This window comes from Paenibacillus sp. FW101-FHT12H11, from assembly GCF_058790355.1.
Window position 1 is genome coordinate 16715 of sequence record NZ_JBYTCO010000006.1, and the last position, 18675, is coordinate 35389.

Consider the following 18675-nt stretch of genomic DNA (forward strand, 5'->3'; position numbering starts at 1 on the left):
GAGCATAATTTTATACAATGGGAAGATTATGGGGGTCCTCACGGTTTATATCCCAGAAAGTTCTAATATATTGTGCTTATCCAGTTGAATGGAGGGTCTACCATGGGCATTAGGAATTATATGATTGGAGGCGTTTCCGGCGCAGGCAAAACTACGGTCTGCAACGAATTGCAGCGGCGAGGCTACCATGCCATTCATGGTGACCGTGAATTGGCTTATCAAGGCGATCCGGAAACTGGTACCCCGACGGATGGCTTTAAACCTGAACACCACATTTGGAATGTAGATAAAGTAAAAGCTTTGGTCGACAATCAGGATGAGGCGGTAACATTTTTCTGCGGTGGTTCGCGGAATTTCCCCAAATTCATCGATCTCTTCGACGGCGTGTTTGTCCTTGAGGTCGACCTGGAAACCTCTCTTCGGCGGATTGATGAGCGAGTGGCACTGGACCCAACTGACTGGGGTGGCAGACCAGAGGAACGGGAAATCAGTGCGCACTTGCATCAAACGAAAGAAGGCATTCCTAAAAACAGGATTATAATCGACGCGACCGCACCGATCGCGCACGTCGCTGACGAAATCCTCCATCAAATAGAAGCAAATGAACGCCAATGACAGTAACTTACGGGCGCTCAAGAACAGCCCAATACATCAGTGCATCTGGATACGAACAGGACAATCCACTGCGTTAACTGGGAACGTTAGTTAAATAACATGATCAAAAGCCGGCCATTGGAGAGCCGGCTTTTACTATAAAAAAATTGTTTCGTCTTCGGAGTGAGAGTTTCCGCTAATATTATTCGTCTATATTGTATAGAACTCCAAGGAGGCTTAGCAGTGGAGGAATGTGTAGATGGAAATGAGAAAGATCGTGAATTGCAATGGATTAGTAATGTAATTGATGGCCGTAAAGAGGATTACGCCTTTGTGGTGAACCGATACAAAAATAAAATATACGGCCTACTGCGGGGAATGGGGGCGGATCACCAGGATGCCCAAGACTTGACTCAGGAGACCTTTATTAAGGCATACCGTAAACTGGCTTCGCATGACACAAATAAAAGCCTTGCTGCATGGTTATATACCATAGCGGCTAACCTGCTGAAGGACACTCTGAGAAGATCACGTCCCACAGAGTGGCTAGCGGATCCCCCTCCCGACCATTTGCCCGGTAAAAATCCGGAAATGGTTCTGCTTCAGGAGGAACAGCGCACGGAGGTTCAACTTTTAATTCAGCAGTTGCCACTTAATTATCGAATCGTGTTACTGCTGCGCTACACAAACGACTTGAGTTACGAGGAAATGAGTGAAGTATTGGATGTACCTCTTAACAAAATTCAAAATGATCTTTATCGGGCTAAAAAGAGATTAAAAAAAATGATGACTGTCGAGGAGGTGAGGATCGATGGCATGCTTAAGCCCCGTTGAGATGGAGGTATACCTCCTGGTAGCTCCTTCTTCCCATAATCAACAAATGGCCGAGCATATCGACAACTGCCCGAGGTGCCGCTCCCTTTACCTTGAGGAACTTGAACAGCAAGCAAGATGGTCTCAACAGTTGTTCTCGGAAGCTTTATCTGATTCGTTTACCTCCAAAGTAATGGCAGCGCTGGAGAAAGTAGATCTAGATACGATGAAAGAATCATTCCCTGCTACAATGACGACGATCGTAGGCTCCGTTGAGTCCGTGACCATCAAAGAAACTCTACCAACAGATGCTGGAAAAAGCATTTTCAAGCTAAGAGGCGCATACTATTGGAAGCTAATAATCGGAGCGGCTTCGTTACTGATTCTTTTAAGTACCGTGATTATGTATTCCGGGCCAACGCTGGCTGAGACTCTCCGTTCCCTTTTCACGCGCGATAACGTCGATATCGGACTGCTCCGGGCGCAAGAGTTTGGGCTGGTGGAGCATCCGAACATAAAGGTAAAAGATAAAGGCTATACTGTCAAAATTGATGAAGCGGTAGCAGACCCTACCAGAGTTATCTTGGCACTACAGTTGTTCGGACCAGATGGAAAGCATGAAAGAGAAATGATTGCTTTTGCTTTAGAAAATAGTATTAAGATTAGGGACGATAAGGGGCAAATCGTCGGAGATATGTATGATATGGGAAAGACGAATGATTTTTACTATCTGGTTGCGAACTTTAGAGAGCCTCTTCAAACGGACCGAATTACGATAGAAGGTCGAATTACTCAGTTGGGCAACACAAGCGCAAATGTCCCCTCTATTGAAGGGAAATGGAACTTCGACTTTTCTATCGATATGAAAGAAGCTAAGAAAAAAACGACTGTTACCCCATTAAAGGGAAGTTATTCAGCTCCGGACGGAATGACGATTCACTTGAAGAGGTTGACCCGAATGGTGCAGGGTATTCGATTAGAAATCGATACAGAGCTCAGTGAGAAAGCGTTAGCCCGCTCTCCAGGTGAATTGTGGAAGCAACAAGGCTTGAAGTTTCATTTCGAGGATATGCAGGGGGATGAGATTCATAGTGTTAACGCTAGAAAGGGGCAGCATAAAGAGAGTTTAATGGCGGAGTCTCATATCCCCGGCGACAAAGATGGATTGATGCATTGGAGCTATACGTTCAAATATTTACCTCAAGAAACCCCCTACACTTTCGTGTTGGATGGTTATTTTGTCTCAGAACGTGATGGTGTATCGGTCGAGTTTGAACCTACCAAATTGAAAGATCAACCAGTTCCTTTCCGATTTGACGGTGATGAACTCATGTTACAAGATTTCACAGTAGAATCCCCACCGAATACAAATGGAAAAGAAGCCGAAGGTGCCTTACATCTGACCGGAAGATTACGGAATGAAGATAGCTACAGTCAATGGATACTAAGAGTTCCTAGTAGCAACAAAGATTATATGATTACTAGACGCGGTGCCTCGACCACGGAAGCATCAGATTGGAAAGATGGTTATATTATACTGGGTGGAGCAAATTTAGGAGGGGCATTCGATTTCCGTGCCAAAGGACTAACCACAATACCGGATAGAATCCAATTGATTCGAAAGGTAGTGGATCGACTTTATACCAACGCAGATTGGTCTATAACGATGAAGGAGGAAGTCAAGACGCAGTAAAATGCATTGTTAAGCTAAAGAAAGAACGATAGCTGAATAAAGATACCCGCGGCAGCCGATCGGCTGCCTTTTCCACACTAACTGGCAGGTTAACGTGGAAAACATAATAAAATCTGGAGGGAAAATAGGTCTGGCTATGGAAGTAAAATAAAGAACACTTTTAAGAGGGAAGGTGATTGAATATCGGATTAACACATGAATTTTATCTTGTACCGAAAACAATTGACGTGAGTCAATTTTGGATGGGGATACAAAATCGAACAGAGATCGTTGACAGTGCAGAAATTCAAGACGATATTATTTTATACATTAAAGACACTTTAAAGTGGATTCCGAGTAAAAACCCTGCTTTAAAAGGAATCCCGATTGGGGCAGGAATTAACTACCACGGCGTGACTCTTTTTGACGAGGAATCTGCAATTATCTTAGGCAATGTGTTTAATTCTTGGAAGCACTTATTTAAGAATTCTCCTGAGGTTTTAAAATTAACGGGAGAGTACGTGACAGTGGTAGACCAAGTCGATTCTGGTCACTATGAAAAGTTATTTTTCAATAGAAATGAAGTCTTGAAGCAATTTGATAAAATTATATCGTTTTCAAATGCATTGTCTAAAGGTTCATTTTATTTGTTTCATTTTGGAATCTAGATTATCTTGCATTACGGGGGCCTCATAAATGATAAATAAAATTGAAGCATACCGATTCATGTATCGATTTATTAAAAGTCAAATTCCAATATCTGAATTTGAACAGTGGTTGTATAACCATGATGAATTGGAAGCCATTCTTGGTAACAAAGAATATTTCGAATTTGTTTCTAGAGATTATAAAAATAAGTATTCGTTTCAAGATACAGAAAAGCAAATAAGAAATCTGATCTCTCTCGGCGTGTTTGAACAAGAACGAATACGTGATTTACTAAATAGATTGGATCTAAATGATAAGGACTCCTTAGGAATAATGGAACAATTGTACGACGATTACTGCGGTGGTTTTAATTTTCTTAGGTACATTGCGTTGTATTTTATTACAACCAGCGAGGAATATATAGAAGCGTTAAAAAACGATCATAAAAGGCTTCATCAATATATGGCCCCTATAGAAGTAGAGGCGAAAAGGTTGTTAGCATTTTTTGAAGATGACAAACTTCCAATTATAGGTGAGAATGAATACTTGGACCAGAGAGATGAAGCCGATCGGATCGAACTGCACAGTATAAATGAAATGTTAGCTGCCAAAAAGAAGCCTTGAAATATTGCGCTAACGGATACTATAGCGTAATGATCAGGGAGCAGATCGCCTCGAGGCAGCTGCTCCCTAATTTCGTTCAGAGAGTATAGTCTAAATGACAAGGAAAAGTGATTGGCAACTAGAAATACTAATCAACTGTAAAAATGGGATGAAGTGCATTGATTTTTATATGAGGAGAAAATGATGATTAATTACCGCGGAATTGAGATATTGTTTGAAAATGGATATATTCGGACAAATGGATTGAATAAAATGATTGAAAAAGAATTTCTTATATCCATTAAAAAAAGGCTGCATAATGAGTATGTAGAGCTGATCAGTTACTTAATTAATTATGTAATTGATGCTAAGCCATTAATTAAGCCTGATCAAACCATTGCATACCATTCTTGGTTGGTAAAATGTTGTGTATTTTCTGAACTTTATTATGAAATATGGGAAGTCCAAAGCAATGGTGAAGGTTTTGGAGAAGGTGCGGATTATGCAATTAAAGTAGTTCAAGAACAAAAACAAGAATGTCAGGAATACGGGGCAACTGCGATATTTCCAATTTTCAATCAAATGATAGTTATTTCTAAAGGTGTGTACGAAGGACTAGCAGTCGATGCGGTGAGATATCCATCACCCGAGCATATGTCGGGATGGTGGCTTACAACTGAACTGTATGACAATAACGTGGAATCTTTGATGACGGTTCATTATCACCATTTAGCATTTATAAGACAAGAACTAATCAAATATCTCGCTTTACCTTTTGGATATAGATTTAATACCACAGGGAAAGAACAAGATATTTGGTTCGATGAAAATGCAATAAAATAACAATTTTTTAGAGCTGGTCGATTGAGCTAACGGCGAACGATAGCTCATACACCAAGCAAAGATACTTGATTAACCGGAAGCCTTGCTGCACTTGAAAGTTAATGAAAGTATATGTGAAAAAGGTATATTATCACTTATGTGGAGGAATGCATTTGAACCTAAAAAATCAGGAATTGCTTTTCAGTATTTTCCACGATGGTGGTGTAGAAGACATCAGGAATACCTTTGACGGCATTGAATGTACCATCGATATTATGTATCTTGCTGAACTAATTAAGTCACAATTTCGAGGCTTTATTATAAAACTTATTCATCCTGCTGAGTTGTACTTAGAAGACGTTGACACGAGTGAGACGATTCGGGACTTTAAGGAACTAAACAAACTTCATATTGAAATCTTGAAGGCACAAGTAATTGAGGATAAGGTAAAGGTTTTTTGCAGTATCAACGAAGGGCAGTCCTTTGGATATCTTAACGTTAAAGCAAGTGAAATCTACATTTATGACCCCGAGCGTAATTTAATTTCACTTGAAGACTTAAAAACAATTGGTAATCAATATTGGGATGACTTTAGCAACCGAGCCTGATGATTTTCTAATATAGTTCAACCCCTATGCGGATGCTGCAAGTCGGCAACCGTCGTTAAACTTACGGATAACTTTAGTGCAATACCAACAGCGCGGCAGCCGGTCACTAAGATCTGCTGCTTTTTCATTGAACTAAAGGGCAGTTTAATGGAATAATATGTATGGTACAATGGTGATCTGGAGGTGCATTCATGCAAAAGGCGATTGTAGTTCATTATTGCAGCGATAAAAAGAATAACTTAAATGATTTAAATCAGCTTTTACAAGAGGGATGGAAGGGTTGTATCTCAGAGTGCTATGTCAGGCGGTGAGATGGGTGCAACAGTTTATTCACTTGTTATATTAGAGAAAAGTTAGGAAACAATGCTTCAGGATTCACTGAAGGAGGCTGCCGGCATAATCGGCGGCCTCCATTACGTTAAAGGGAGGATAGTTGAGCGGTTTGATATGATTTGTCGTATAATTTGATGATATGAATAGAGCTCCGATTACACCCGTACAGGAATTAAATATATTTAAATGGAGGGTTCTTCTTGTTAAATAAAGACTCTGTAATTATTCCAGGTTTACACAATTTAGAAGAAATTCTTAGCAGTAGAAGCGGATATATTTTGAATAACAATCTAGACCCTAATCTTCGGTTTGAATTATATAATGAGAAAAATAATAGCAGTGTTAAATGCGCGATGACACCCGATCATGCACTCTTCAGCATAAATATTAGAAACGCTGAGGATAAGGACCTTCTGGAAATATTAAAGGTCGTACTAACAAAATATAATCTAGAGACAGATCAACTCGTAGAGGACATTTATAAATGTTATAAAGGGCGGATTAATGAGCTTCAGACTGATTACGAGAGATTTTGGGTTATTTACAGATTTGATAAGGAAATAAATGGTGTACTTGTCCGTTATAGGGCATTTATTAATGATTAAATTGGTTAAGCCAGCAATGAAGGGACTTATTACGCTAACGAATAACGTTAATTCAGAATACCGCGGCTGCCTGCAGATAATCGGCTGCCCTTTCCATTAGGAGAGGAGGGCAAGACATGAAGCTCAGAGGTACAATGAAAGAGCAGGCATATAGAAAGGAATTACAATCTTCAAGAATTCGTATCTTCAACGATATATCCATGCGAAGGTTTTTAAAGATTATTAGAGAGAGCTTCCCCGAAATGAAAACAGCATATATCTTATATTGGATACCGGAGCAAGGGGAAGATATTATTACTTTTCTAGTGGATATTGACACAGTCATTACGATTGAACTTGATCGTTACGATGATCAAATAACTCCAATAGTAGAAGTATGTCCATTAGAGAATTTGATTAAGGGACTCAGTAAAACAAATCAGATTAAAATAGCCGTTGCTTTGGACTTAGCCAAGAATGATTTGAAATGAAGAGATTAAGCTATCGGGATACGATACTTGAATAAACATACAAGACGAAGCTGTCGGCATGATTGGCAGCTTCATTAAATTATGAAGTTCACAAAAAAGACGTTAGGTGAAATCCCTGTTAATATTGTAAAGGAGTAAAATGAAAAACATAAATTACTTAGAAACTAGACCTGCAAGTCGATATGATGAGTTTAACCCGGATCAAGATGGGAATAAAAATTACTAAATTTGCTGATTTAATTATTGATGGTAGATCCTATACCAAATGCTTAGAAAGCATGATATGGTTCCATCTCTAGGCTGGGGGAGTGAAGAACATCAAAGTTGGAAGTTTATTGGGAGCACTACCAACGATTCATTTATATTAAATGGAGTGGATATTTTCAAAGAAAAGTGGGTCGCTACTGGCATATTTGCTAATGTTATTGACCCAATATATGGGGTTAAAAAAAACTTTATTGTTTGGAAGATTGAAGACTACGAAGTCACATTTGCAGCAGGGGAATTTTCAAATAATGTTTGGGGTATATATACGAATAATTAATTCAGGGTGATTCAACTAACGGAAACTATAGTTGAACGAAATAAGGAGCAGTTCTGCCACGGCAGCTGCTTACATAGATCTATAATTGTCGGGTGACAAGAACATTATCTCATTACCTGCCGCGTAAATCGCGGCTTTTATTATTTATGGGATCAAGTTCTTGTCACGGCCCAATGACAAGAACTTGATCCCATACCTCAACGATTTCCGATATAATTTATGGTAGCTTCGTGTTTTAAATAGTTTATATGAATGTGGGTGTAGATATCAGATGGAGTGGAGTTCGCTATGCAGTATTGTTCGTTTTTGCCCAATGGAACAAGTATTTAAAGATTGGAAAGCCCCTGAATTAAAGATAAAAGACCGTCCCCTCTACTACATGGGTGAAGGGATATTTATTGGCTTTACGGAAAGACAGTTCAATATAGAAAATCTTGATAGGATTGAGTATGGAGAAATTGGTGAATACGCTTTAAATGTGTATGTGTACCGCTCAATGCTGGAAATTACTACTTCACTAAACTTACAGGGAATGGATTTTAGATTTGAAACTAATCCAATAACCTTTCCGATTGGTAGTGGTATTAGATTTGGAATCAGTCATATGGAAACAATCAAAATTTTGAAACATAATAAGTTTTTATTTGATGGGTCCGAAGTCAGAAGCTTCGATAAGGTATCAAATACCCTTAGCTTTAAAAGTAATGTAATTCACTGTAATCAGCATACATTAGAGTATTTTGGAGAGGAGAAGAAATCCACTTTTTTGGGCGGAGTTCAGTATAATTTACAGTAAGGATTGAACTAACGGCGAACGATAGTTCAAATATGGAGCAGAATGCCGCGGGCTGGCAGCTGCTTCTTTTTTTGTTGAAGTAACGGGCAGTTTACGATAATGGATATTCGAGACATTTTTCTTTGAATCTTATCCAATATTTATGTTATTTTCATTTTGAATTAATTTATAAATGGATAATTAAGGTGATAATTTCAGAGATGGATGTGGGTTTAGTGACTATCCGCTTAAGATTAACCTTACTTTATTCAGGGATTTTGGGATTCGTATTATTGTTATTCGGCTTAACCTTATACTTTTTCTTACAATTTTATATTTTTAATGATTTAAAAAAATCACTTAGAGATCAAACAGATTTGATTCAAAAAAATGTTGAATATCAATTAGAGATTTCCCCTAATGGGTGGAATTTGTTTATTCGACTTGATGATTTTGATACCGTTAGCTCGGGTATATTTATGCAAATTACCAACTTTACCAGTGGCTATAAGACAAAATCATCTAATCTTATGAATGTAGACCTCCCTTTTTCAACTGAGGTTTTACAAAACAAAAGTGAGGGGTTTTATTCCACGGTTAGTATTCATAACTCGCCTTTTTTAATGTATAGTGATCCGCTGATATTAAACGGAAAGTTAGTTGGGGTTCTACAAGCTGCCTATAATGTTGGCGATATAGGGAGTTTCCTTTCGAGTTTGCAATGGATACTTTGTATCTTATCAGTAATTGTGGTATTACTTGCTTTGTGTATGGGATGGCTGTTCTCACGTAAAGCACTAAAACCTATATATTCTTTAATAAACGCAACAAAGAACATCAAAAATAGTGAAGATTTCGCTACCAGGATAATTCATAAGGGACCTCTAGATGAAATTGGTCTTCTTAGTGAAACTATGAATAGTATGCTTGAACGTATACAATCAATTTACGGTGAATTAGATCAATCTTCAGCGACTCAGAGGAGATTTGTTGCTGATGCATCACATGAGCTAAGAACTCCGCTTACAACCATTAAAGGCAATGCTGAACTTCTCAATAAAATGTGGGGATCCTTGCGTCAAAAACTTTATCATTTACCTGAAAGAAGAGAGATTGAAATTTCTTTAGAAGCAATGAATGATATTATAGATGAATCAAAGAGAATGGGAAGACTAGTAAATGACCTTCTGTCTCTGGCTAGAGCCGATGTAGGGCTTCAAATCAATAAAGAAGTTTATGAATTGAAACCGATCGTTGAAACTATAGTAAGAAAGTCTGAGTTAATTCCTAAGTCAGTTGATTGGACAGCAGAGAACTTAGAGCTTTTGCAGGGGATTTATATTTTAGGAGACAGAGATTACTTGCAACAGTTATTATTCATTTTTATTGATAATGCCTTTAAGTTCACCCTCGAAGGATATGTAAAAATGGATATTGAAAGGTCAGGTAATAAAATCGGACTGATAATCAAAGATACCGGCATAGGAATGGACAATGATGATTTACTCCATATTTTCGATAGATTTTATCGTGCAGACTCTTCTAGAGGAAAAACTCCAGGTACTGGGTTAGGGCTATCTATTGCAAAATGGATTTTAGAAGAGCACGAAGGATACGTTGAGGTCACTAGTAGTAAAGGTAGAGGATCTGTTTTTAAGATTTGGTTGCCCATCTATATGCTTTAAAACATTTGTTGCAACTGGAGGTAGGGGTATGACCAATTCTTCTAGTGCCACTGGATCTACTACAGATCTGCAAATGGATCATGATTACAAATTAATAATGGAGAATCAAGTTACTATGTTGACCAAATTTTTAAAATCATATTTATTTTTGGATTCCTGCTGTTGGAATTTCATTGTTTCAATTATTCTCTCTAAATACAATTATAAAACCATTACGCTAACGTAGGAACGTTAGTTCAACATTCAGGGAGCAGATCGCAGCGACCGGCAACTGCTCCCTTTTTCGTTGAACTAATGGGAGTTTAGCGTGGTGATTAGCTCAAAAAGTAGAGTATAATAATGCTATTAATAACCAGCAATTGGGTACCATATTGCTCGAGTATTTTCATATCCAAACGAATTTTTATCAGTAGGAGGAAAATAATTGAGGAACTATCCAAAGTATGTAACGAGGGAAGCCATAGATAGTCTTGTTAAAAAATTAAGTTTACCTAAACCAGGACCATTTACCCAAGATTGGGAATATGAAGTGGCAGATGAAACAAGAGTTAATGAATTTCTTTCTTTATATGAAAATTTAAGTTTAAACGAAGAAGAAAAATTTGCTTTGATGATCGTTATTATTGGGTCACTTAATGACGCTATTGAAAATGGTGATGTTGATGATTCAGTATTTAGTAAAACAAAAGAACTATTATTAAAAGAAATAGCTATCCATAAAAATACAATAATATATTGGTCAGTAGAAAGTGAGGAGTTAGAGGATTGTTTTGCCATAACTCCATTTATTAGATGTATTAAGGAGATGATATAAACCGAACCGGTAGTAATGAAGGATTTGCAAACATGGAGAAAGAATCGTGCGGAGCAGTCTCCGTTGAACTAACGGGAGACGATAGCTTAATAACCAAAGACTGGCGATTTTTTAAAGTTTAAGAAGGAGCTAATGTTGATGAACAGTGAAATTATTTCTCTTATCAATAAATTAAAAAATGCACTTCACGAAGGCATCATTGTAACCTCTTATGATGTGACAGAGCAACTTGAAATAAGAGAAGATGGATTTGATGCAATAGAACCATTACTCAAACTGCTTGAAGATAATCCAGATGTAGATTTCGGTTCACCTGGACCGATTGTTCATTTCGTAGAAAAGTATTACAAGAAGGGATATGAAGAAAAACTTATTGTTTCACTATACAGAAACCCCACGAATCATACTCTTTGGATGTTAAACAGAATAATAAATGGATCTGAAAACGAACAAAAACAACAATATTTGAAAGTTCTTAATGACATCATTGAAAGATGTAGCAAAGACAAAAAGATTGATGAACACGCAAAGTACTTTAGATCATTACATGATTAAAACCCTGAAGGTTTATCCACGATCCGCACAATGCATTTTTCAGACTAGCTAGTTCAGGTAAATCCTGTTCGGTGGCAAAAATATTACAGAATGCAGTTGGAATACACCACAATGAAAACAAGAATAAAGAAATTCAGAAGAATGCTCACATCATTATTTTTGATTTGCATTCAGAAGCGACGTGCACAATTGATATTCTTGATGAGAAGCACGTATCCTATAAATAAATTGACACATATAATGTTACACGATGAATGAACCCACCTAAACGTTTACCGTTCGGGTGGATTTTTTATTGCAACAAGCCAATCAACCATCCAATGAGGATGGGGGACTGTAATCTACTTCACAGAACTCTTCTTTAATTCGATTTAAAATCAAGCTATAAATTCGATATTGGAGGTATCAGAACGATGAGTAACCAAAACTTAACTGAACAACTGGAAGCGGCCACGCAACAATTTAAGGCCAACGCACCGATTGAAGCACAGATGAAGATCGGGCAAATGGTTGAGGACCTTCAGAAATCAAGGGCCGCTTTCGGGAAACAAACAGGCGAAAAAGCAGTAGATTTTAAATTAACAAATGCACTAGGCGTGGATGTGATTTTATCTGAAGAGCTTAAGAAAGGGCCAGTCGTGCTGATTTTTTATCGCGGTGGTTGGTGTCCTTTTTGCAATATGCAATTAAATGCTTATCAGAAGATATTACCGGAAATTCGAGCGATTGGAGCGCAGCTTATAGCTATCAGCCCACAAAAGCCGGATCATTCGTTATCGCTTAAGGAAAAGGAAGGGTTGGAATTTCAAGTTCTTAGCGATCCGGACGGATTTGTAGCGTCTCAATATAATTTGCTCTTCGATGTTCCGCTGGATGTAAGGGAACTAATGGAAGGTATCGGAGTTAATCTTTCAGAGTACAACAATACCTCGAAATGGATTCTACCGGTTCCAGCTACTTTCATAATTGATAAGAGCGCCACCATTCGTTCCTCCTATGTCAATTCGAATTTCATGCAGCGTCAAAGCCCTGAGAAAATTTTACAAGAGCTAAAAAAACTGTAAAAATTCGCATCAATTCAATTGTGAGCAGACGATCGATTATCAAAAGATTAAATTCGAAAGGATGAATGATTCAATGATAGGAACGGAAAGTAAAAAACAAGAAATTCTAAAAGCTTACCAGCTCAGACATGCTTGCAAGGCATTTGATACTAACAAAAAGATTTCGGATGAAGATTTTCATTTTATTTTGGAGACAGGAAGATTATCTCCAAGTTCATTTGGCTTCGAACCGTGGAAGTTTGTGGTGATCCAGAATGAAACTCTTCGCGAAAAATTAAAACCTGTATCTGGCGGTGCCAAGGAACAACTGCCAACTGCCAGCCATTTTGTAGTTATACTGGCCAGAAGAGAAGGATGTTTACGAATTGGCTCAGATCACGTGAACAGAATGTTTAAAGACATTCATCATATGCCTGAAGAAATTGTGCAAGATTGGTCCGATTTCTACAGCTCCTTTGTCAAATCAGAACTCGAAGATAATGATCGTCTCATTTTCGAATGGTCAATCAGACAAACCTATATAGCATTGGGAAACATGATGACAGCCGCAGCTCAAATCGGGATTGATTCCTGTCCGATTGAAGGTTTTGATAAAAAGCAGGTGACTGCTATTTTACAAAATGAGGGTATCATTAACGGTGACGATTTCGGTGTAGCTTGTATGGTTGCTTTCGGATATCGTCAAAAGAATCCCAAACGTCCACAAACAAGACAACATCTCGATGATATTGTTGAATGGCGGTAAACTTTAAATCATAAAAGACAAGCAGGCCAAAGAAAGACGTCAGTCAAAGTAAAAATCTTGTACAGCATTAAACAAGGAGGGGGGATAACACATCTCTCCTTCTCTTTTTGACTTACGAATAGCCGTAATCCGGTGTCTAGATGGACGATACCTTTCAGAACCATATCGGGCTTCTGCAAACACGCATTAGGAAAGGAAAATTGTTCTGTACTTAAAATGGGGCATGATAAAAGGTTATAACCTAATTGTTGACGATGAAACCAATATGCGGAATCTCCTCCGTCTCTATTTGACTCAAGAAGGGTTTGAAGTAGAGAACTGTAATTTACTTTACAGAAGTCCACTATGATTTGAAATTATAATCAAGCTACACATTGGATATTGGAGGTATAAGAAGCATGAGCAACCAAAGTTTAACTGAACAACTGGAAGCTGCGACACAGCAATTTAAGGCCAATGCATCGATTGATGCGCAGGTTAAGCTCGGTCAAATGATAGAGGAACTTCAGAAATCGGGGTTCGCATCCGGGAAGCAAACAGGCGAGAAGGCAATGGACTTTCAATTAACGAACGCAATAGGCCAGGATGTGATTTTATATGAAGAGCTTGCGAAAGGGCCGGTTGTGCTGGTCTTCTATCGAGGCGGATGGTGTCCTTTTTGCAATATGCAATTAAGGGCTTACCAGCGGATTTTGCCGGAAATCCAGGCGATAGGAGCGCAACTTATAGCGATTAGCCCACAAAAACCAGATCATTCGTTATCGCTTCAGGAAAAAGAAAGTTTGGAATTTCAAGTCGTTAGCGATCAGAATGGCTTGGTAACGGCTAAGTACAATCTGCTCTTCGATGTTCCTCCGGGAGTAAGGGAACTTATGGAAGGTATCCCACTTGATCTTGCGGAGTACAACAATACATCGCAATGGATTTTGCCGGTGCCGGCTACTTTCATGATTGATGAGAGCGCCATTATTCGCTCCTCCTATGTCAATCCGAATTTCATGCAACGTCAAAGCCCAGAGGAAATTTTACGCGAGCTAAGAAAGCTGTGACGATGTTACTTCATTCATTAACAGCCATATCGGTCAATTGGCGATGCTTCGCAGATTATCAGGAGCTCCGGTTTCGTACATCAATTATTCGCAAGTAATGATTAAAAAGGTGGATGGCTAAGATTGATGGAATGGATTTCAGCGTTAACTCGTAATAAAATAATCATTCAATTAAAGCGAGGCCGCTCTCTATGAAAAAAATGTTATGGGTCATCTTCATGATGTCCACTGGAACTTCCTTTACATCGCCTATATTTCCGCTCTATCAGGAACAATACCGATTAAGCAGTCTGCAAATCACCATTTTATTCGCTATGTATGCAATCTTCCTGCTGCCCTCTTTGCTCGTAGTCAGCTCAAGAGGGAGCAGTTGGGGGCTGAAGCGAGTTCTTCGCATCAGCATCCTGTTATCAATCCTAGCCACCATTCTCTTTATGACAAGCCAGCAGGCTTGGCTCGTTTACGGGGCGAGACTGCTGGAAGGAATCGCTTATGGAAGCTTTACAGGTACGGCAGTCGCATTCTTGCTGAAGCAAACGTCCAAAGAGAAATCAGGCAAGGCGATTCTTCTATCAGGCATGGCCGTTTCCTTTGGATTCGGTCTAGGACCTGCCTTGGCCGGTTTGATCATCGAGTATCTGCATCTAATGCCGTTACGCGCACCGTTTTGGCTTTTAACTGTTATGTTACTAAGCGCTGGGATCTGTCTGGAAAAGTTGCAGGATGAAGATTTTCAAGCCCAAAAGGGACGCCGTCAACTGACGTCGGTACCGATCTCGCTTAGGGTACCTAACGAGATCAAGCCTCATTTCTGGTCGTTCAGTGCACTGCCCGTGTTCACGTTGTTTACCTTGAACGGAACTGTTCTCTCCTTGATTCCTTCGTTCGTGAAAAACGTAATTCACACTTCAAACCTTGCTGTGTCGGGTCTCCTGATACTATTGCTTATGGGGGGCGGCACGATGATGCAAATGCTGCCTTGGTTCAAGCAACCGGTCGTACGCCTTCGGATCGGTATCGCTTTATTGGCATGTGGAGCATGGCTTGTCGTTCTCTCAGGGATGTCGGAAAGTATAGACCTAATGTGGATCGGGGTGCTCGTTCAGGCACTAGGCAGCGGTTGGACGTTCCAGATTAGCTTGCGACTGGCCGGCGAACTTCCGAATGCATCGGAGCGGCCGAAGGTGATATCGACTTATTACTTTGCTGGCTATATCGGATTTATCGTTCCTATCGTGGGAGTCGGTCTCCTAAGCTACTTATTTGACTTAAACGTATCTTTAATCGTCCTGAATATTCTGGCTTCCCTGTTGATTCTCTACATGTTGGGGTATTCTGTAAGATTTGCGCGGTACTACGCCTCCAGAAACCGAATACAAGTGTCGGAAGGTCTCCCATCCAAGGCAAGTGCGCAGGCATTGCAATTCTAAAAGCCGCTATGTATTTCCTTATCACTACTCTCAGCCCGCTGTAAATCTAAATAAGGATTTGCTTAACATGTTCAAGACAATTGTAATGGGTACTGGCCCGGCTGGATTATAAAATCAAGCTATCCACCCCCCCCATATTGAGGTTTTGGTGGATAGCTAAGTTACGAATTAACCTAGGAGGCAGCAACATGACGCAATTATTGTATATTACCGCTACTCCCAAGTCGCCGGAACATTCGGTCGGTCTGCAGGTCGGCGATGCGTTTCTTAAAGCCTATCGGGAAGCCCATCCGGACGACGAGGTACGGGTATTCGATGTCTATCAAGAAACATTCCAGACGGTTGATGGCGATGTCGTTCGAGCATGGGAGAAAATGAGAAAAGAGCGCGTAGAATTCTCCAAGCTGAATCCCGTGGAACAGCAGAAAATTAATGCTCTTTACGACATTACCGAAATGGCGATGCACGCCGATAAATACGTGTTCGTCTCACCTATGTGGAATTGGGGCATTCCTCCTCGTCTCAAGGCGTTCATCGACGCTTTTGTCATCGTCGGAAAGACGTTCCATTACACGGAACGCGGACCGGTCGGCCTGCTGCATGACAAAAAAGCGCTGCACATCCAGTCTAGCGGCGGAATTTACTCTACTGGGCCTTCAGTAGCTATGGATCACAGTCATCCCTATCTTCGCCAGGTGCTCGGCATTGTCGGGATCAGTGACGTACAAGCTCTGTACGTGGAAGGCCATGATTTTCAACCAGATCGGGCGAAGGAGATCGTTTGGGCAGCAATAAAACAGGCGGCCAAGCTTGCCTCAGCCTGGTAACGCGAAAGATCTATTTACTGGCTAACTGATGAAAATTTGCTGAGCAGTGATTCGCCAAGTTTTAAAACCTGGCCATAGTTCTTGATTATGTAATTAAAAACCGCGTGAATCATAATTCTCCAAGGGGAAAACTTATGCCGCAACAGTTGTTAAGCGAGGACGACATTAATCCAGCTACAGGAATGCTTAATCGGTAAAATGTGGTTTTTTCACGAATGCGGCTTAATCAAAGTTTCAGCCCCTATCAAGACCCTCCTCGATATTAATTGAGGAGGGTTTTGACATAAATCAACGCCTGGCCGGTCTTAAATAATCCTAAATAGATTCCCTGACGCTCTTAGGAAGATTCTTGACAACCAATTCGTAAGAATGGTCAATCATATCAAAAATAGCCGTCTCTGGTAAAGAACCTTCAAGAATAATCGTATTCCAGTGCTGTTTGTTCATATGATAACCTGGTCGAACGTCCTCATGCTGCTCTCTCATGTTTTCCGCAATCATCGGGTCACATTTTAGAACCAGGTATCCTTTCTTCTCAAAAAAAAGCGCGAATACTTTACCAGCAATTTTTATAGCGAGTGGATCAGGTCCCGAGGGATAATCCTTAAATGCTGATTTTTTGTTTAGACAATATTCAATTAAATGATCTTTCATACCGACTCAGCTCCTTTATAAATGGCTAACTCATTGCCTGTGCTGTCTTCTGTTTTATGCAGATTAACATGCGGGCTGAATCAGTGTCAGTAATCTACTTTACAGTGTTCTTCTGTATTTCGTATTTCTGATGGGAGAAGAAATACGAAAACAGAATGATTCTCCTATCAAGTTAGATCAGCTTTAGTATGTAATGTACACTACATATCTTTTTTTTGTAATGTTTATAATTATATTATGTGCAAATTCGAAGGACATAGTGAGAAGATGCATCATGGATAACTGGGAGGTATCCAAACAAGCCTGAATCTTCGTTTTACTTTTCCAATTCGGAACTGTCACTGGATTCAGTCTACGGACATTGAAAAATAAGGTTAGGAGAGATATCATGAAAACCTTGGAGAGAGATTTATTTACTGCACTACGCGAACGGCGCTCAATTTATGGAATAACCAAAGAATCACCAATATCGGATCAAAGTATTCAAGAAATAATCGAAGAAACCATTAAACATACACCATCGGCGTTTAACAATCAAACTACCCGTGTTGTTCTGCTCTTAGGTGAACAACATAACAAGCTATGGGAAATAACGACCGAAGTTCTCAAAGTACTCGTTCCTGCCGAACAGTTTTCATCCACACAGGAAAAAATGAACGGGTTCTGGAACGGATACGGTACAGTGCTTTTCTTTGAAGACCAGTCAACTGTTGAAAATTTCATGAATCAATTTCCATCTTACCAAGAACACTTCCCGATTTGGTCACAGCAAACGAATGGAATGCACCAATTGGTGATCTGGATGGCGCTGGAGGCTGAAGGGCTGGGGGTAAACCTACAGCATTACAATCCATTGATTGATGAACGGGTAAAGGCAGAATGGAAGTTGCCGGAAAGTTGGAAACTGACTGCCCAAATGCCGTTCGGTAAACCTTCTGCTTCAGCAGGTGAAAAGAAATTTAATCCGATACAAGAACGCATAAGAGTGTTTAAATAAAATGAACCTTGGGGCTGTCATTAAGACAGTCTCTTTGTTATTTGGGTTGGTGAAGGAATAACATAGGACTGGATGGCATTCGCCATTCCTGTCCTATGTCATATATACCATCATCAATATGGGGCCCTTGACTAGTTCTTCATATAATGTGACGGGTTTACCTGTAGAATCATCAAGAGTGAAATCGGGAGCCTTATCTCCGATGTTCAGTCCTTTACCTGCACCCTGATCTCGAAGTTCTAGAATCAATCTGGCAAAAGTTGCTGCGGCATCTGGTGACATATTACGACCTTGGAGTTCATCCAGTTCATCTTTCAAGTTTCTTTCCCCTTTTTTCATTCGTATTCTCCTCTCTCGGCTGCATTTTA

Annotated in this window: 22 protein-coding genes; 20 read left to right on the forward strand and 2 right to left on the reverse strand. The window is 39.7% G+C overall.

Features of this window, described 5'->3' with window-relative positions:
- Window positions 1–102 precede the first annotated feature (102 nt).
- The 19 genes from AC3WTJ_RS19855 (at window position 103) to AC3WTJ_RS19945 (ending at window position 16656) form a co-directional block, all read left to right on the forward strand.
- Window positions 103–615 (forward strand): AAA family ATPase, encoded by a 513-nt coding sequence (locus tag AC3WTJ_RS19855; protein WP_492523313.1) that lies wholly within the window; start codon window positions 103–105, stop codon window positions 613–615.
- A 222-nt stretch (window positions 616–837) separates the two neighbouring features.
- Window positions 838–1428 (forward strand): RNA polymerase sigma factor, encoded by a 591-nt coding sequence (locus tag AC3WTJ_RS19860; protein WP_492523314.1) that lies wholly within the window; start codon window positions 838–840, stop codon window positions 1426–1428.
- Window positions 1406–3100: a DUF4179 domain-containing protein gene (locus AC3WTJ_RS19865; protein WP_492523315.1), complete on the forward strand. Its 1695-nt coding sequence runs from the start codon at window positions 1406–1408 to the stop codon at window positions 3098–3100. The genes AC3WTJ_RS19860 and AC3WTJ_RS19865 overlap by 23 nt, the downstream gene beginning before the upstream one ends.
- Before the next feature lie 176 nt (window positions 3101–3276).
- The gene (locus AC3WTJ_RS19870; protein ID WP_492523316.1) at window positions 3277–3747 is read left to right on the forward strand and encodes a hypothetical protein; all 471 of its coding nucleotides are present in this window, start codon (window positions 3277–3279) and stop codon (window positions 3745–3747) included.
- 28 nt (window positions 3748–3775) lie between these two features.
- Window positions 3776–4351, forward strand: a complete 576-nt coding sequence (locus AC3WTJ_RS19875) for a hypothetical protein (RefSeq protein ID WP_492523317.1) — start codon at window positions 3776–3778, stop codon at window positions 4349–4351.
- Between the two features lie 180 nt (window positions 4352–4531).
- Window positions 4532–5173 carry an immunity protein Imm33 domain-containing protein gene (locus AC3WTJ_RS19880; RefSeq protein WP_492523318.1) on the forward strand — a complete coding sequence of 214 codons (642 nt, stop codon included), beginning with the start codon at window positions 4532–4534 and terminating at the stop codon, window positions 5171–5173.
- A gap of 152 nt (window positions 5174–5325) precedes the next feature.
- On the forward strand, window positions 5326–5760 hold the full coding sequence (locus AC3WTJ_RS19885) for a hypothetical protein (protein ID WP_492523319.1): 435 nt from the start codon (window positions 5326–5328) through the stop codon (window positions 5758–5760).
- A 533-nt stretch (window positions 5761–6293) separates the two neighbouring features.
- Entirely contained in the window at window positions 6294–6698 is a 405-nt protein-coding gene (locus AC3WTJ_RS19890; RefSeq protein WP_492523320.1) for a hypothetical protein, read from the forward strand.
- 116 nt (window positions 6699–6814) lie between these two features.
- Window positions 6815–7168 carry a hypothetical protein gene (locus tag AC3WTJ_RS19895; protein WP_492523321.1) on the forward strand — a complete coding sequence of 118 codons (354 nt, stop codon included), beginning with the start codon at window positions 6815–6817 and terminating at the stop codon, window positions 7166–7168.
- Between the two features lie 265 nt (window positions 7169–7433).
- Window positions 7434–7712, forward strand: coding sequence for a hypothetical protein (locus AC3WTJ_RS19900; RefSeq protein WP_492523322.1), 279 nt, complete (start codon window positions 7434–7436; stop codon window positions 7710–7712).
- 271 nt (window positions 7713–7983) lie between these two features.
- On the forward strand, window positions 7984–8508 hold the full coding sequence (locus tag AC3WTJ_RS19905; RefSeq protein WP_492523323.1) for a hypothetical protein: 525 nt from the start codon (window positions 7984–7986) through the stop codon (window positions 8506–8508).
- A gap of 200 nt (window positions 8509–8708) precedes the next feature.
- Entirely contained in the window at window positions 8709–10172 is a 1464-nt protein-coding gene (locus tag AC3WTJ_RS19910; RefSeq protein WP_492523324.1) for a sensor histidine kinase, read from the forward strand.
- Window positions 10173–10596: 424 nt separating this feature from the next.
- Complete coding sequence (locus AC3WTJ_RS19915; RefSeq protein ID WP_492523325.1) at window positions 10597–10986, forward strand: hypothetical protein; 390 nt, start codon at window positions 10597–10599, stop codon at window positions 10984–10986.
- Window positions 10987–11124: 138 nt separating this feature from the next.
- Window positions 11125–11541 (forward strand): hypothetical protein, encoded by a 417-nt coding sequence (locus AC3WTJ_RS19920; RefSeq protein ID WP_492523326.1) that lies wholly within the window; start codon window positions 11125–11127, stop codon window positions 11539–11541.
- A gap of 413 nt (window positions 11542–11954) precedes the next feature.
- Entirely contained in the window at window positions 11955–12605 is a 651-nt protein-coding gene (locus AC3WTJ_RS19925; RefSeq protein WP_492523327.1) for a peroxiredoxin-like family protein, read from the forward strand.
- Between the two features lie 73 nt (window positions 12606–12678).
- Complete coding sequence (locus tag AC3WTJ_RS19930; protein ID WP_492523328.1) at window positions 12679–13350, forward strand: NAD(P)H-dependent oxidoreductase; 672 nt, start codon at window positions 12679–12681, stop codon at window positions 13348–13350.
- A gap of 398 nt (window positions 13351–13748) precedes the next feature.
- Window positions 13749–14399 carry a peroxiredoxin-like family protein gene (locus tag AC3WTJ_RS19935; RefSeq protein WP_492523329.1) on the forward strand — a complete coding sequence of 217 codons (651 nt, stop codon included), beginning with the start codon at window positions 13749–13751 and terminating at the stop codon, window positions 14397–14399.
- A 191-nt stretch (window positions 14400–14590) separates the two neighbouring features.
- Complete coding sequence (locus AC3WTJ_RS19940; protein WP_492523330.1) at window positions 14591–15829, forward strand: MFS transporter; 1239 nt, start codon at window positions 14591–14593, stop codon at window positions 15827–15829.
- Between the two features lie 188 nt (window positions 15830–16017).
- Window positions 16018–16656, forward strand: a complete 639-nt coding sequence (locus AC3WTJ_RS19945) for an FMN-dependent NADH-azoreductase (RefSeq protein ID WP_492523331.1) — start codon at window positions 16018–16020, stop codon at window positions 16654–16656.
- A 315-nt stretch (window positions 16657–16971) separates the two neighbouring features.
- Here AC3WTJ_RS19945 and AC3WTJ_RS19950 read toward each other — a convergent pair whose 3' ends face one another.
- Window positions 16972–17310: an MmcQ/YjbR family DNA-binding protein gene (locus AC3WTJ_RS19950; protein ID WP_492523332.1), complete on the reverse strand. Its 339-nt coding sequence runs from the start codon at window positions 17308–17310 to the stop codon at window positions 16972–16974.
- A 397-nt stretch (window positions 17311–17707) separates the two neighbouring features.
- On the opposite strand from AC3WTJ_RS19950, the gene AC3WTJ_RS19955 reads away from it, so the two are divergent.
- Window positions 17708–18307, forward strand: coding sequence for a nitroreductase family protein (locus AC3WTJ_RS19955; RefSeq protein ID WP_492523663.1), 600 nt, complete (start codon window positions 17708–17710; stop codon window positions 18305–18307).
- Window positions 18308–18400: 93 nt separating this feature from the next.
- On the opposite strand, the gene AC3WTJ_RS19960 is transcribed toward AC3WTJ_RS19955, so the two are convergent.
- Window positions 18401–18646, reverse strand: coding sequence for a hypothetical protein (locus tag AC3WTJ_RS19960; protein ID WP_492523333.1), 246 nt, complete (start codon window positions 18644–18646; stop codon window positions 18401–18403).
- Window positions 18647–18675: the final 29 nt, after the last annotated feature.